This window comes from Psychrosphaera aestuarii (genome assembly GCF_017948405.1).
Classification (GTDB): domain Bacteria; phylum Pseudomonadota; class Gammaproteobacteria; order Enterobacterales; family Alteromonadaceae; genus Psychrosphaera; species Psychrosphaera aestuarii.
On the sequence record NZ_CP072844.1, the window covers coordinates 2,831,654 to 2,846,490 of the forward strand.

14 protein-coding genes are annotated in these 14,837 nt (G+C 38.9%); 9 read left to right on the forward strand and 5 right to left on the reverse strand.

Features of this window, described 5'->3' with window-relative positions; translation table 11 throughout:
- Positions 1–5: 5 nt before the first annotated feature.
- From J9318_RS12835 to J9318_RS12850, 4 genes are all read left to right on the forward strand, one after another.
- Positions 6–356: a DUF3802 family protein gene (locus J9318_RS12835; protein ID WP_210560283.1), complete on the forward strand. Its 351-nt coding sequence runs from the start codon at positions 6–8 to the stop codon at positions 354–356.
- Between the two features lie 11 nt (positions 357–367).
- Positions 368–772 (forward strand): OsmC family protein, encoded by a 405-nt coding sequence (locus J9318_RS12840; protein WP_210560284.1) that lies wholly within the window; start codon positions 368–370, stop codon positions 770–772.
- Positions 773–916: 144 nt separating this feature from the next.
- Positions 917–1,711, forward strand: coding sequence for an adenosylmethionine decarboxylase (speD, locus tag J9318_RS12845; RefSeq protein WP_210560285.1), 795 nt, complete (start codon positions 917–919; stop codon positions 1,709–1,711).
- A 61-nt stretch (positions 1,712–1,772) separates the two neighbouring features.
- The gene (locus J9318_RS12850) at positions 1,773–2,186 is read left to right on the forward strand and encodes an acyl-CoA thioesterase (protein WP_210560286.1); all 414 of its coding nucleotides are present in this window, start codon (positions 1,773–1,775) and stop codon (positions 2,184–2,186) included.
- Here the strand turns inward: J9318_RS12850 and J9318_RS12855 are convergent.
- The 5 genes from J9318_RS12855 to J9318_RS12875 all read right to left on the reverse strand — a co-directional run bounded on the left by J9318_RS12855 (position 2,175) and on the right by J9318_RS12875 (position 8,291).
- Entirely contained in the window at positions 2,175–4,427 is a 2,253-nt protein-coding gene (locus J9318_RS12855; protein WP_210560287.1) for a putative bifunctional diguanylate cyclase/phosphodiesterase, read from the reverse strand. The two genes, J9318_RS12850 and J9318_RS12855, sit on opposite strands and share 12 nt — an antisense overlap.
- 69 nt (positions 4,428–4,496) lie before the next feature.
- Complete coding sequence (locus tag J9318_RS12860; RefSeq protein ID WP_210560288.1) at positions 4,497–4,910, reverse strand: hypothetical protein; 414 nt, start codon at positions 4,908–4,910, stop codon at positions 4,497–4,499.
- Between the two features lies 1 nt (position 4,911).
- Positions 4,912–6,072, reverse strand: a complete 1,161-nt coding sequence (locus J9318_RS12865; RefSeq protein WP_210562459.1) for an MFS transporter — start codon at positions 6,070–6,072, stop codon at positions 4,912–4,914.
- A gap of 132 nt (positions 6,073–6,204) precedes the next feature.
- Entirely contained in the window at positions 6,205–7,128 is a 924-nt protein-coding gene (locus tag J9318_RS12870) for a manganese-dependent inorganic pyrophosphatase (protein ID WP_210560289.1), read from the reverse strand.
- Between the two features lie 182 nt (positions 7,129–7,310).
- A complete protein-coding gene (locus tag J9318_RS12875; protein WP_210560290.1) occupies positions 7,311–8,291 on the reverse strand; it encodes a class 1 fructose-bisphosphatase in 981 nt (326 codons plus the stop codon).
- Between the two features lie 297 nt (positions 8,292–8,588).
- Between J9318_RS12875 and J9318_RS12880 the strand changes: the two genes are divergently transcribed.
- The 5 genes from J9318_RS12880 to J9318_RS12900 are packed head-to-tail and all read left to right on the forward strand — an operon-like array spanning position 8,589 to position 14,772.
- Positions 8,589–10,985, forward strand: a complete 2,397-nt coding sequence (locus J9318_RS12880; protein WP_210560291.1) for a zinc-dependent metalloprotease — start codon at positions 8,589–8,591, stop codon at positions 10,983–10,985.
- A gap of 16 nt (positions 10,986–11,001) precedes the next feature.
- On the forward strand, positions 11,002–12,387 hold the full coding sequence (mpl, locus tag J9318_RS12885; RefSeq protein ID WP_210560292.1) for a UDP-N-acetylmuramate:L-alanyl-gamma-D-glutamyl-meso-diaminopimelate ligase: 1,386 nt from the start codon (positions 11,002–11,004) through the stop codon (positions 12,385–12,387).
- A 7-nt stretch (positions 12,388–12,394) separates the two neighbouring features.
- The gene (locus J9318_RS12890; RefSeq protein WP_244731708.1) at positions 12,395–13,042 is read left to right on the forward strand and encodes a flavin prenyltransferase UbiX; all 648 of its coding nucleotides are present in this window, start codon (positions 12,395–12,397) and stop codon (positions 13,040–13,042) included.
- 27 nt (positions 13,043–13,069) lie between these two features.
- Positions 13,070–14,005 (forward strand): ABC transporter ATP-binding protein, encoded by a 936-nt coding sequence (locus tag J9318_RS12895; RefSeq protein WP_210560293.1) that lies wholly within the window; start codon positions 13,070–13,072, stop codon positions 14,003–14,005.
- A complete protein-coding gene (locus J9318_RS12900) occupies positions 14,005–14,772 on the forward strand; it encodes an ABC transporter permease (protein WP_210560294.1) in 768 nt (255 codons plus the stop codon). Before J9318_RS12895 ends, J9318_RS12900 begins: the two co-directional genes overlap by 1 nt.
- Positions 14,773–14,837 lie beyond the last annotated feature (65 nt).

The following is a 14,837-nucleotide window of genomic DNA, read 5'->3' on the forward strand; positions in this document are numbered from 1 at the left end:
TTTTTATGGTCACAGACAAAACCGCCTACGTAGAACTAATGAACTATCTTACAAGTAGTAAAGATATTTTTGTTCAATCAGAGAGTGAAACTCTTTCTGATATTACATTAGAGGTGTTAGTTGAAAATGAAATTTCCACTCAAATTATAAACCTTTGTAGCCAGCATGAAGACCTAGAAACTAACCATAGGTCTATCATAGTTCGTGAAGTAGACGGCATAGTTTATGACATGCAACAAGTGCTGGCTGAATACTGGGATAAACCAGTAAATCAAACACAGATAGAATTCATTACCGAATTTACCTCTCTTATTAAAAATGTATTCGACAGCGCTATCGCTGACCTACTCGATTAATGGAATTAGCAATGAAAGCAAATGTATCATGGCGTGAAGGTATGGCCTTTGAAGGTCAAACGGAGTCAGGACACAAAATAGTGTTAGACGGCAGTAACCCTGGTAGTGGTCCAAGTCCGATGGAAATGGTGCTATTGTCAGCGGCAACTTGTAGCGCGATTGATGTTGTGTCTATTCTTGAAAAAGCACGTCAAACTTTCAAAAATGTTGAAGTTGAAGTCGATGCTGAACGAGCGGAAACCGTTCCTAAGGTATTCACTAAAATTCACCTTAAATTTATTGTGACAGGCACTGCGGTTGCAGAAAGCCATGTAGAACGAGCAGTTCGTTTATCTGCTGATAAATATTGCTCAGTTGCGAAGATGCTTGAGGCTAGCGTCGCTATTTCGCATGACTATGAAATAAAAGAGCTTTAAGCTTTTTGATTAAGAAATATTAACGATATCTATGTTGATATTTCTTAATTCCCTTCTATATTTTGAAAAATAATTTTGTGAATGGGTCGGATTGATTTATCATCCGCCCTTTCGTTAATCTATTTTGTTTTGAGGAATTGTTAGTTGCAATCTAAACTTAAACTTCACGGTTTTAACAACTTAACAAAGAGCTTAGGCTTTTGTATTTATGACGTCTGTTATGCCCAAACCGAGGCTCAACGCCAACAGTATATCGAATATATCGATGAGCAATACAATGCTGATCGTTTAACAGATATTCTTACTGAAGTGTGCGACATCATAGGTGCAAACATCTTAAATGTTGCTCGTCAAGATTATGATCCTCAAGGTGCTTCGGTTACTATTTTAGTAAGTGAAGAAGAAATTAAGTCTCCAGATGAAGTGGATCAAAGTGAAACGCCAGGACCTATCCCAGAGAGTGTCGTAAGCCATTTAGATAAGAGCCATATTTGTGTCCATACTTATCCTGAAATTCACCCTCACGATGGTATTTGTACCTTTAGAGCTGACATAGAAGTATCAACTTGTGGCGTTATCTCTCCACTTAAAGCCTTGAACTATCTAATTCATGCATTAGAGTCAGACATTGTTACTTTAGACTACCGTGTGCGCGGTTTTACCCGTGATACGGAAGGCAACAAACATTATATTGATCATGAAATAAACTCTATTCAAAACTTTATCGGTGATGACATTCTTGACCAATACAACATGATCGACGTAAATGTATATCAAGAGAATATGTTCCACACCAAAATGATGATCAACAATAACGACTTAAACAACTATCTATTTGGTTTAAGTACAGATGATTTGAGTGAAGAAGAACAACAAGAAATACGTGATAAATTACAACGAGAGATGCAAGAGATCTTCTACGGTCGTAATATATATTAATCTACAGTTCACAATATAAAACGGCTTAAGTGCCGTTTTTTTTTGAGCCTAAGGAAGTTAAATGTTTGCTATAAAAATCCAACCCCGATTTCAAGAGACGGACGCACTAGCACATATCAATAACACTGTGATACCCGTTTGGTTTGAAAGTGCACGCCCTGGTATATTTAAAATTTTTAATCCAACGCAAGACTTAGATAATTGGAATTTAATTATTGCCAAAATTGAGGTTAATTACGTAGCACAGATTCATTACAAACATGAAGTCGAGATACGGACTCATGTCAGTAAAATAGGCCGTTCTTCATTAAATATTTTGCAAGAAGTGTGGCAACAAGGCTCGCGAGTCGCTTGGGGTGAATGTGTAATGGTCAAGTTTGACTATAAGACCAACACATCGTCAGCTATCACAGACAACGAACGAGACCAATTAACCGAACATTTAGTAGATAAAGATGAGTTGTTAAAAAGCTAATAAATTGTTCTTATGCCACTGTACGTAGTCTTCAAACTGCAGTGGCTTAGAAAAATAATAACCCTGCAGAATATCAACATCTCTTCCTTTTAGTACAGCGACTTGTTTTTCATCCTCAACACCTTCAGCAACCACACGCATCTCTAAGTTTTTTGCTAGGCTAATGATGGTTTCGACTATGCTCAAACCAGAACTATCTAATATTCGATCGACAAATGATTTATCTATTTTCAGCTCTTGAACCGGATAAGCATGTAAATTCGATAAGTTTGAATAACCCGTGCCAAAATCATCAATTGAAAATGTAAAACCTGTTCTAGCGATTTCATTCATTTGTTGAACTGTTTGTGAAATATCATGAGAAAGCATGCTCTCTGTGATTTCAAGAGTGATAAAGCTAGGATCCACATTAAATTTATCTAATGTATCCATTAACAAACGTCTGAAATTTGTCGACTTGAATTGTGAGTGGCTAATATTTATTGAAACCTTAAAGTCTTGAGGAAGAATAGCTTCCACTTCTAGGGTTTTAATTAGCTTACATATATCTTCAAGAACAATATCTTGTAAACTTTGTATCAAGCCAAATTGTTCTGCTACTGAAATAAACTCATCTGGAGGAATCATGCCTTTGTCAGGGTGAAGCCACCTTATAAGCGCCTCTGCACCGCATAATTTGCCATAACGGTCGACTTGAGGTTGAAAAAAGGCACAAAATTGTCGATTTTCAATAGCAGAAACAATGTCAGATTCGAAGGTTAACTGCCTATCTAGTAGCGTTTGTTTTTGAGGATCATAATAACTATAACTATTCCCCCCTTGCCGTTTTGAGTTATACATCGCGGTATCGGCAAATTTCATAATGTTTTGCGCGTTTGTTGTGCCATCGATAACGCAAATGCCAATACTACAAGATACTTGAAAGACTAATTCTTCAATTTCAAACTTAGCTGTAAAAGCGTCTTGAACTTTATTTGCAACAATTGATATTTCTAACTGCGCCTGTTCGAGTGTTTTTCCGACATTCTCTACCAAAATAACAAACTCATCACCACCAATGCGGGCTAAGATGTCGCTTTTTCTTAATGTAGAACGCAATCGCTCGGATACATCTTTTAGCAGCTTATCACCCGCTGAGTGCCCTAACGAGTCGTTAATGCGCTTAAATTCATCTAAGTCTAAAAACAAAATAGCCCCAAACTCTTGCGACATCGCTTTGCTATCAACGGTAAGCTCTAAACGTTCATTAAACATTCTACGATTTGGTAGCTGCGTCAGAGGATCAAAATAAGCTAATTGCTTTACTTTCTTTTGTGTTTTTTTTGCCTCAGTTACGTCTCTGGCCATCCAAAGCACATGCTTGGCTTTTTCTGACTCATCGGTATTATAATGAATGGGCGTAATACGACCTTCAAATATAGCTACTCCAGAGTCACCTTGAATGGAGTATTCATATTCTTGGGTTTTGTCTGTGGCTAATGCAGCACCTATAACTGACATTATTTTTTCCGCGTCTGCTGGCGGAAAAATATCATTTACATTTTGGTTAATAATCTCTGTAGCGGAAATATAAACTAAGTTATCTGGCGAGCCGTGAACATCTTCGTACAAACCAGTTTCGTCAATGATCAAAGCTAAGTCTGGCATTACTTTGGTGAATGCTCGAAATTTTTCATTACTCTTTTTTAACGCTTCAATTTTTAGTTCGTTGTCTCTCGATGCAGTTATAGCCGTTAGTATCGCTGATGTAAAATGGCTAAAAAACTTTAAAAACTCTACTTGCCTTCGATTAACAGCTAGCTCCTGATTAGAAAAAAGAACCATAAGTCCAATCAAACAATTGTCATCATTAATAATAGGCACGCCAACAGTATGTAAAATGTTTGTTGGAGAAGAAGGTGTTGCAGTTGGCTCACTCGGAGTCTGTATATTAGACTCAAGTTCAAAGGAGCGGTATTTCAAGTCGAAAGACGCTGGCCTATCAGGTTTATACCCAAAATAAGAAAGAGGGACTTCATCAATGTCATTTAATCTTTCGATTTTATTGCTCGGAGCGGCTATAAAATAAAAGTTGTCGCCTATTTTCTCAAAAATTGCACACTGTGCATTCGGAATAGAAATCGTATTCTCTAAATCCAGGCACACTTGATCCAATTGTTCGTGACTAGCTTGACCACTTGCAATTGACGATAGTGTATTTGCCTTTTCAAATAGCAGTTTGTTCAGATGTTCTATATTCACGATCTAACCGCGGTTCCGCTCCCTGTAATCGTTATCTGATTGTAAGTAACTGAAAGCTTGTGTCAATGCTTAAAAACGAGCATTGTCTATTTGTTCGCTTGTACCTATTTCTAGAGCTAATGTTCGTTCTTCTTCTGTTAGAATCCCTACACAAGGCGTTCTACGACGATATTTTCGCATTTGAGGAGAGTCTTCTAACATGCCCTTAATAAAATCATCAGAGTTGCCAATTATTTCTAATAGACTTTGCCATGTTAGGTATTCGCCATATTTCATTCGACCTTCATCACGGCGTTTATTCATCGTTTCTAACATTTTAATTTCATATTGATGATCACCTTGCTGATGACATGCCACTAACTTTTTCGCAATTGCTTGATGAATGATTAGTACTTGCTGGTCGACTAACGCTTCACGTAACCCCCCCTTCTTAACCATATAGTTTTTGTTTCGTCTGAAGCCTAAGCCTTGTCGTTTAAACATTTTACTTTGCATTAAAGTCTATTGGTTTTGGTTTTGGGCTTGTGCTAAATCTAAATGGTTTATCCTCACTAGGTTGATCTGGGATCAACTGACTAATAATAAGGCTACAGATTGCAAAAGACGCTCCAATCATAAACACTAAAGTACTTGAATATAACCATACTAAACCTAACATCACGGGTATTATTACTGCCGCAATATGGTTAATTGTAAAGCTAACAGAGGCTGTAGCGGCTATATCCTTTTGATCAGCAATTTTTTGAAAGTACGTTTTTATGGCAATGGCCAACGCGAAAAACATATGATCAATGACATACAAGGCTGCGGCAATTTCTGCGGTTTCGACTAATGCATAGCCGACAAATACAAATATAAGTCCAACATATTCAAAGGTTAACGCTCGACGCTCACCGATTTTTCCAACCCACTGCCCTATTTTACTGGCAAATAACAAGTTAAATATGTAGTTGACGCCAAACAGCAAACTAATTTCACCAACACTGTAACCAAACTTTTCAACCATCATAAAGCCGGCAAAGACCATAAAGATTTGTCTTCGAGCGCCACTTAGAAAAGTTAACGCGTAGTAAAGCATGTAGTTCTTTTTAAGCACTATTTTTTTAGTTTGCACATGAGGTTGTTCGTACATAGGAAAGCCAAAAAATAGCAATAATGCCACCGCAAAACCAACACCACCTGCAATTAAGTAAGTCGTTTTGTAGGTTACCTCAAGCCATTCCATTAACACCCAAATGCCGCCAAAAGCCAGTAATGATGCAAATGACTTCATCGCTAAGGCTTGTCCTAAAAAATGTGCAGACTCTTTTTTATCGACCCATTGCAAAGTGAGGCTCTGCTGCGTTGTTTCGTAATAATGAAAGCCGATAGACATTATAAAGGTCGTCACGTACAAACCGTACTCAGTAGGGAAATAACCGGTAAATGCGACGCCTATACTCAATACCGCTATTGAATATATTGCAAATCGTTGCTCTTTTATAAAAAGCAAAATATAAATAGCCGTGAACGCTAAAAATCCTGGTATCTCTCGGATTGACTGCAACATACCAATCTCGGCACCGGTAAAAGCCGCTTTTTCAATGACGAAGTTATTGAGCAAGGTAGCCCAAACCGCAAAAACAAACGGTAAAATAAAGGCCATCGCTAGTAAAAAAACCTTAGGACTCAAACGCGTCACATCTACACTCCAAATTATTTGTTTTATTAAACAAAAAAGCCGCGATAACAATCACGGCTTAATGTTTTACGTAAGACCAAATCTTACACTAGGAAACTAAGCAACAAAGCTATCTTGTAATGGTGGCACTACCTGTTTTTTACGGCTTAGAACGCCGTCAATCCACACACGATTGTTAACCAAAGTTACATCAAATGCTTTTTCTATTACGCTTGGATCGTCTGAAACGACTAAAAGTTCTGAACCTTCTTTCATAATATCTGTTAGCAATAAAATTACGGAATGACGATTGCCTTCCTCTTTTAATGCTTGAAGGTCAGCATGTAAGTCGTCTTTCATTTCATCTAGCATGGCAAGGTCAATCACTTCTAACTGACCAATACCAACCAACTGTCCTTTCATGTTAAAGTCTTTAAAATCACGAAGCACAAGGTCACGTGCAGGCGTACCTTCTACGTCAGATTTTACTTTAAACATTTCCATGCCTAAATCCATGTAATCTTCAACACCTGCAATTTCCGCTAGTGCTTCAACGCATTTTATATCTGCAGTTGTACACGTTGGCGATTTAAATAAAACAGTATCACTTAAAATAGCCATCATCATTGCACCAGCTATATCTTTAGGGATAGCGATGCCTTCGAAGTCATACATCATTTTAATGATAGTATTTGTACAACCAACCGGACGAATCCAACACTCTAATGGTGTAGATGTGGTGATGTCGCCAAGTTTGTGGTGATCAATAATGCCTAAGATAGTCGCATCGTCGATATCGTCTGGACCTTGTACACGATCTGAGTGATCAACAATATAAAGGCTTTCTCCAGCATAGCTTAATTTAAGCTCAGGTTGCTCAAAGCCAAAACGATTTAAAATGAACATAGTTTCAGGTGACAACTCACCTAAACGTGCAGGCACAGTTTCTTGACCAAGTTCAGTTTTTAAATAAGACAACGCGATGGCAGAACAAATAGAGTCTGAATCTGGAACCTTATGGCCCACTACATAATTTGGCATATCACACCTTTGATAAATTAATTTGGCTACGTACCTAGGCACGTTTATAAATAGTAAAAATGATGGCGTGAATTATAACCAAATCAATTAAAAATTCGAGCAACAAATATCGATAATAAACAAATGAATAGTACGAGGAGAAGGTGCGCCACATTCAATGATGAACATGACGCTGATATTACTTATTGATTGTGGTAATCAAGGCAGATTTTAACTTCTTGTTTGGAGCCTAAAATAACCGGTACTCGTTGATGAAGTTCCGTAGGCTGAATATCCAAAATATTCTGCTCGCCCGTCGAAATCAGGCCACCAGCTTGCTCAACTAATAAACCCATAGGGTTTGCTTCGTATAATAAACGTAATTTGTTTGGCTTGTCAGGATTGTCAGTATGGCGAGGATAAGTAAAGATGCCTCCACGACATAAAATTCGATGTACGTCACCAACCATGCAAGCTATCCAGCGCATATTAAAGTTTTTGCCTCGAATACCCGCCTTGCCATCAAGGATGTCACGAATATAACGCTGCATTGGGATATCCCATTTATGCTGATTAGAACTGTTTATGGCAAACTCTTGCGTTTCTTCAGGTATTGCGATGTCTTCGCGTGTTTTCAAAAACGAGCCATGGGTTTTATCTAACGTATAAAAATGTACACCTTTGCCAGTAGTCAGCGCTAAAATTGTAGATGGGCCATACATAACATAACCCGCAGCAACCTGATTACGTCCCGGCTGTAAAAAGTCTTGTTCGGTAATTGGCGCTCCATCTAACTTATCTTCTGGTACCGGAAGAATTGAAAATATCGTACCAGTTAAGCTATTTACATCTATATTAGAACTGCCATCTAACGGGTCAAATGCTACTAAAAACCGACCACCATGCTGACCTTCAACAATGTAATCTTCCTCTTCTGACGCGATCGCCCTTACAAAACCAGACTCTAACAACATATCTTTGAGAAGTTGATTAGACAATATATCTAGTTTTTTCTGTGTTTCACCTTGAATGTTTTCATTTAAGGTAGAGCCTAATACACCAGACAAATCCGCTTGCCCTACTCGAAAAGAGATATCTTTACACGCCGCTAATATGGTTCTAATTAAAGAAATCAGGTCTAGTTCAACGCCTTCTTTTCGTAACTCAGGAGCTAGTCTTTTCATTGTATTTAAAGCCTTTTATGGATTTGATCAGTTAACAAGCCAAACTTATCAACAATTAAGTCAATATCGTGCCTGGACAAAATCAATAAATCCAAGCGTAACTTTTAGATGGCGCTATTCTAACCATTTTTTTACGTGAGTTGCAGTTTTTTGGAATTATTTTATGAAAACTTTCAACCTCACTTTCATAATGGTTTTCAGTTGTGAGTTATTGGTTCACATAATTCATAAACTACGGCACACTTAAACGTAAATTTTGCCAACCTTCTAAAAACTATAAAAGTTTAAGGATGACCAATGAGAATGAGTCGCTACCTACTTAGTATAATCACTTTGTTTGCTTTTTTTATGACAAGCGTGACATTTGCTGAGATTAAGTCCGTTAAGGATTTCACATCCGGCATGTTGAAAGTTGAAGGATACTTCACATTTTTCTACGATAAAAAAAGTGACAAAATTTATTTACAAATTGAAGAGCAAAAAGAACCATTCCTGTTTCAAAGTAGCTTGCCTCATGGCTTAGGCTCAAACGATATTGGTCTTGACCGAGGCCAACTGGGTGACACACGAGTAGTGCAGTTCGAAAGTTACGGCAATAAGGTTTTACTGACGCAACTTAATACAGATTACCGAGCAAATAGTGATAACCGCGCAGAGCAAAAAAGTGTTGAAGAGGCCTTTGCTAAGTCTGTTATTTTTGGATTTGAAATAATCGCCAAAGACAGAGGCACGTCTCTCATCGACTACACGCCATTCTTATTAAGTGATATTCACGGCGTTGCGCGTAAATTAAAAGCACAAAAGCAAGGTAATTACTCGGTTGTTAAAAACCGCAGCGCTGTAAATTTTGCTCGAAGTAAGTCATTTCCTAAAAATACAGAACTAGAGTCCATTGTTTCATTTAGTGGGAGTTCACCAGGCCAATACGTTCGTCAAGTTGCTCCTGATGCGCATAATATTACCGTCCATATGCATCATTCTTTGGTTAAACTTCCAGATGATAACTATCAGGCACGCGCATTTCATCCGTTTAGCGGTTACTGGAGCATTAGCCACAAAGATTATGCGGCCTCATTAGATAACAGCATGAATGTAAAAGTTATCCCACGCCATCGACTTAATGATAAAGAACCTATCGTTTATTACCTTGATCCAGGTACACCTGAACCAGTTCGCACGGCTTTACTCGAAGGCGCGAGATGGTGGACAGAAGCATTTGAAGCAGCCGGCTTTAAAAACGGTTTTCAGGTTAAAATGTTACCCGAACGAGCGGATCCAATGGATGTCCGTTATAACACAATTCAGTGGGTACACAGAGCAACTCGTGGTTGGAGTTATGGCGCATCAGTCATAGATCCTAGAACTGGCGAAATAATAAAGGGACACGTTACGCTAGGTTCATTGCGCGTTAGACATGATTACCTGCTAGCACAAGGGTTAACTGGACCATTTAAGAACTCTGTAGATAACGATACCAGTAAAATAAAAGACATGGCCTTAGCTCGAATTCGCCAACTTGCGGCTCATGAAATTGGTCACACTCTCGGTATTGCCCATAACTTTGCTGCGTCAGCAAATAATAGAGCCTCGGTAATGGACTATCCGCATCCTTATGTAAAGATAGTAGATGACAAAATAGATTTGTCTGATGCCTATTCCGAAGGCATTGGCGAGTGGGACAAATATGTTATTAAGTACGGTTATCAACAGTTTTCATCCAAAGAAGAAGAAACCACAGCGCTTAGTGAGTTAATTTCAAAAACAAGAGCGCAAGGTTTGCTTTATATGTCTGACTCTGATGCTCGACCGTTAAGTGGCGCGCACCCTAGTGGACACTTATGGGACAACGGAAAAAACCCGGCTGCAGAACTAGATAGAGTAATGGCAATACGTAAGCTTGCGCTTGCGAAATTTGGTCTAGATAACTTAGCTCCTAACCAACCCATATCGGATCTTGAAGAAATATTAATGCCTATTTATTACTTCCATCGTTATCAAACAACAGCTGCAGTGAAGTTAATTGGTGGGCTTGAATATAATTATGCGATAAAAGAGCCAAATAGTGTTTCCGATGTAAGTCCGGTAAATGTTGAGCAACAATCACAAGCCTTAGCGTCGTTACTGAAGACTCTACATGCTAAAACTCTGACATTACCAACCTCTATTATTGATGTCATTCCGCCTAAAGCATACGGTAGTTATCGTAATAGGGAGAGCGGCCCAAATAAAACTGGGCTAGCATTTGACCCCGTAACCCTAGCTGCGGCGAGTGCAAACCACACCTTGTCTGGATTGTTACAGCCGGCTCGTCTTGCAAGAATTGCCCAGCAAGCAAATCTAAATAGCGGATACCTAACGGTAGGTGAGTACCTACAAACAATAATTGCAACTACAGTTAAAAGCAAAGCTTCTGTAGGTCTAGAGTCTGCTGTTCAACAGAGAGTTGGCGCACTAACAATTGAAATATTAGTCTCTACTCTTAACTCAGATAAAACCCCTGTTGAAGTGAAAGCCGATTTGTTTAATGAATTATCACAGCTTAATAGTTGGTTAAAACAAGTCTCTTTCGATGTTAGCTCAGGTCAGCGAGGCTATTATCGTTTGTTAAGTCATCACTTGTCTTGGTATTTTGAACACAGAAAGTGGCTACCACTAGTGGATATCAGTAAACTACCTCCTGGCTCTCCAATTTAACGAACAGATTTTATTTATGCATATACATATTCTAGGCATTTGTGGCACCTTCATGGGCGGTATTGCAGCTATTGCTAAACAACTGGGTCATCACGTGACTGGTTCAGATTTAAATGTTTATCCACCCATGTCTACACAGCTAGAGCAGTTAGGTATTGCTTTAACGACGGGTTGGGATGAACAACAGTTTAAGCCAGAGCCGGATCTCGTTATTATCGGTAATGCAATGTCGAGAGGCAATCCCGCTGTCGAATATGTATTAGCTCGTAATTTGCCTTATACCTCCGGACCAGAATGGTTGAAACGAGAAGTCCTCCAACATCGATGGGTAGTTGCAGCCTCTGGTACTCATGGGAAAACTACTACCGCCGGTATGGTTGCATGGCTGTTAGAGTCTTGCGGAATGAACCCTGGTTATTTAATTGGTGGAGTGCCTGGAAATTTTGACGTGTCAGCGCGCTTGGGCGACAGTCCATTTTTTGTTATCGAAGCTGACGAATACGACACGGCATTTTTCGACAAACGCAGTAAATTTGTTCATTACCTTCCTAAAACACTTATTATCAATAACTTAGAATTTGACCACGCAGACATATTTAAAGACATTGATGCCATAAAAACTCAGTTCCATCATCTCGTGCGCATTTTACCAAATAATGGTTTATTGATTTCTAACCCAGACGAAACACACATTGAGTCTGCACTAAAATTAGGATGTTGGAGCCCTCGAGAAACCATTAGCACTTCAGGTTTGTCCACCAACGGTGACTCCGATTGGCAAGTTTCGATAAAGCCAAATGCACTAGATTTATATGACGGTAGTAAGTTCGAGGTATACCTTAAAAGCGAATTAATTGGGACGGTTGAATGGCAGCTCACCGGCCTACATAATGTTCACAACGGTCTCGCTGCACTTGCTGCGGCTAGGCACTGTGGTATGGATATTAGCGCCTGCATCAAGGCTTTAAGCTCGTTTACCAATGCTAAGCGCCGTATGGAAGTGTTGATGCAACACAATAACATAACCTTGTATGACGATTTCGCTCATCACCCTACTGCAATTAAAACAACACTTGCTGGGCTTCGAGCCAACGTTGGCAATCAACGTATTATCGCCATTCTAGAGCCAAGATCTAATACCATGAAAATGGGCGTGCATAATCATACTCTCGCGTCCTCTTGGCAGGATGCTGATGAAGTATTGATATTTAACAGTGATAGCACTTGGCAGTTAGATCAGTCGCTAAATCATACACCAACCAAAATCTTCAGTAGTATTGATGCTATTATTGAACGTGTGGTTGAACTAATTAAACCCAATGACCATATAGTGGTGATGAGTAACGGCGGTTTTGGTGGTATTCACCAACAATTAAAACAAGTGATAACGCAAAAGGGTTAATTTTTTCATGTCTCAAAATAATGCTGAATCCTATATGGATAATTCTTTCAAACGACGAATTACCATTGCTATGACAGGTGCGTCCGGTGCGCCATATGCAATAGAGCTTATTCAGCAATTAATTAATCAAGATATTAAAGTATTTTTACTGTTATCGTCCGCAGCCAAGGTCGTTTTAAAGACCGAAATGGAACTCGATATTCCAGGTAGCCCAAGTCAAGCAACCGAATGGTGTACAAGCTATTTTTCAGCTAAGCAACATCAAATTGAAGTTTTAGGCAAGGAGCAATGGTTTAGTCCTCCTGCATCTGGTTCAGCTGCTCCTAAGCAAATGGTAGTATTGCCCTGTTCAACCGGCACATTATCGGCTATCGCAACAGGTAGCTCAGATAACCTCATTGAACGTGCGGCTGATGTTGTAATTAAAGAACGCGGACAACTAATTTTGGTACCAAGGGAAACACCTTTCTCTTCTATCCATCTAGAAAACATGCTTAAGCTGTCTAACATGGGCGTCACTATTATGCCCGCAGCTCCAGGCTTTTATCATCACCCTAAAAGCATCAATGATCTTGTACAATTTATGGTTGCTAGGGTGTTAGACCACTTACAAATCGAACAAACATTAGTGCCTCGTTGGGGCTATACTCATTAATCGACAATATTGAGAATAATTACGTCTATGTACGCATTAGAAATTAAAGATTTAAAAAAGACTTACCACTCGAAAAATCGAACCGTTGAAGCGTTAAAGGGCATTACACTAAATGTCCAAGAAGGTGATTTTTTCGCACTGCTTGGACCAAACGGAGCGGGTAAATCAACCACCATTGGTGTCATCAGTTCATTAGTCAATAAGTCTTCAGGTACGGTTAAAGTATTTGGCCATGATATTGATTCAGAGCTTGAACTTGCAAAATCTCATATTGGCTTAGTACCGCAAGAGTTTAATTTTAATCAGTTTGAAACGGTTTTGCAGATTGTTGTTAATCAAGCAGGTTATTATGGAGTAGAACGAAAAATAGCTCTGGAACGTGCTGAGAAATATTTGAAGCAAACTGATCTTTGGGAAAAACGTGACTCTCAAGCCCGAGCGTTATCGGGAGGCATGAAGCGACGCTTAATGATAGCCCGTGCACTCATGCACGAACCAAAACTTTTAATATTAGATGAGCCGACCGCTGGCGTGGATATTGAAATTCGCCGCAGTATGTGGGAAGCCTTACAACAGTTAAACGATGAAGGCATAACTATTATTCTAACCACACATTATCTGGAAGAAGCGGAAATGTTGTGTCGTAATATCGCCATTATTGATAAAGGCGTTATTGGTGAAAATACATCAATGAAAAACTTACTCGCCAAACTTAATGTTGAAACCTTTGTATTAGATACATCTGAGTTTAATGACGCACCAACTATTGAAGGTTTTACTTCAAAAACAAAAGACAACCACACCATCGAAGTTGATGTTATGAAAGGGCAAGGCTTAAATAGTGTATTTACGCAACTGACAGAACAAGGCATTCAAGTATTAAGTATGAGAAACAAAGCCAATCGTTTAGAAGAGCTATTTGTACGACTAGTGGAAGATGGTAAAAAAGGAGCGAACGCATAATGGGCAGTTATTCAGTTGCATTAAAGGCAATTTTAATAAAAGAGTGCACTCGATTTTTACGTATTTGGGTTCAAACTTTAGTGCCACCGGCCATTACTATGACCCTTTACTTTGTTATTTTCGGTAATTTAATTGGATCTAGAATTGGCGAAATGGGTGGGTATGATTACATGTCATTCATTGTCCCGGGCCTTATTATGATGTCGGTAATAACCAATTCGTATTCCAATGTCGCTAGTTCATTTTTTAGTGCTAAATTTCAGCGCAATATCGAAGAAATGCTTGTAGCACCAGTGCCTAACTTCGTTATTGTATTGGGCTTTATTGGCGGCGGCATGCTACGCGGCTTGCTCGTTGGCTTAATTGTTACCTGCGTGTCCTTATTGTTTGTAGATATTCAAATTCACAGCATCCCGATTCTAATTATTACCGTATTAATGACTTCTATGGTGTTTTCATTGGCTGGATTAATAAACGCAATATTCGCAAATTCGTTTGATGACATTTCAATTATTCCAACCTTTATTTTAACGCCGCTAACTTATTTAGGCGGCGTATTTTACAGCTTAAGTCTACTACCAGACGTTTGGCAAACTGTTTCCAAAGCTAATCCAATTGTTTATATGGTTAACGCTTTTAGGTATGGCTTTTTAGGCGTGTCTGATGTCAATCTATCTGTTGCGATAAGTATGATTGTTATTTTTGTAATTATATTTTTTACTGTCGCAATGACATTGATTAATAAAGGCATTGGCATTCGAAGTTAGATATTTATTTGCAGTTTGCCTTGTTAGATCAAATTCTTTGTCTAAACTTAAGTCGTTACAAGCAG

What these genes read in the sequence shown, in the direction of transcription:
- J9318_RS12835 (WP_210560283.1), top strand. Translation starts at nt 6, where the DNA reads ATGGTCACAGACAAAACCGCCTACGTAGAACTAATGAACTATCTTACA.
- J9318_RS12840 (WP_210560284.1), top strand. Translation starts at nt 368, where the DNA reads ATGAAAGCAAATGTATCATGGCGTGAAGGTATGGCCTTTGAAGGTCAA.
- J9318_RS12850 (WP_210560286.1), top strand. Translation starts at nt 1,773, where the DNA reads ATGTTTGCTATAAAAATCCAACCCCGATTTCAAGAGACGGACGCACTA.
- J9318_RS12860 (WP_210560288.1), bottom strand. Translation starts at nt 4,910, where the DNA reads ATGTTTAAACGACAAGGCTTAGGCTTCAGACGAAACAAAAACTATATG.
- J9318_RS12865 (WP_210562459.1), bottom strand. Translation starts at nt 6,072, where the DNA reads ATGGCCTTTATTTTACCGTTTGTTTTTGCGGTTTGGGCTACCTTGCTC.
- J9318_RS12870 (WP_210560289.1), bottom strand. Translation starts at nt 7,128, where the DNA reads ATGCCAAATTATGTAGTGGGCCATAAGGTTCCAGATTCAGACTCTATT.
- J9318_RS12875 (WP_210560290.1), bottom strand. Translation starts at nt 8,291, where the DNA reads ATGAAAAGACTAGCTCCTGAGTTACGAAAAGAAGGCGTTGAACTAGAC.
- J9318_RS12880 (WP_210560291.1), top strand. Translation starts at nt 8,589, where the DNA reads ATGAGAATGAGTCGCTACCTACTTAGTATAATCACTTTGTTTGCTTTT.
- mpl (WP_210560292.1), top strand. Translation starts at nt 11,002, where the DNA reads ATGCATATACATATTCTAGGCATTTGTGGCACCTTCATGGGCGGTATT.
- J9318_RS12890 (WP_244731708.1), top strand. Translation starts at nt 12,395, where the DNA reads ATGTCTCAAAATAATGCTGAATCCTATATGGATAATTCTTTCAAACGA.
- J9318_RS12895 (WP_210560293.1), top strand. Translation starts at nt 13,070, where the DNA reads ATGTACGCATTAGAAATTAAAGATTTAAAAAAGACTTACCACTCGAAA.
- J9318_RS12900 (WP_210560294.1), top strand. Translation starts at nt 14,005, where the DNA reads ATGGGCAGTTATTCAGTTGCATTAAAGGCAATTTTAATAAAAGAGTGC.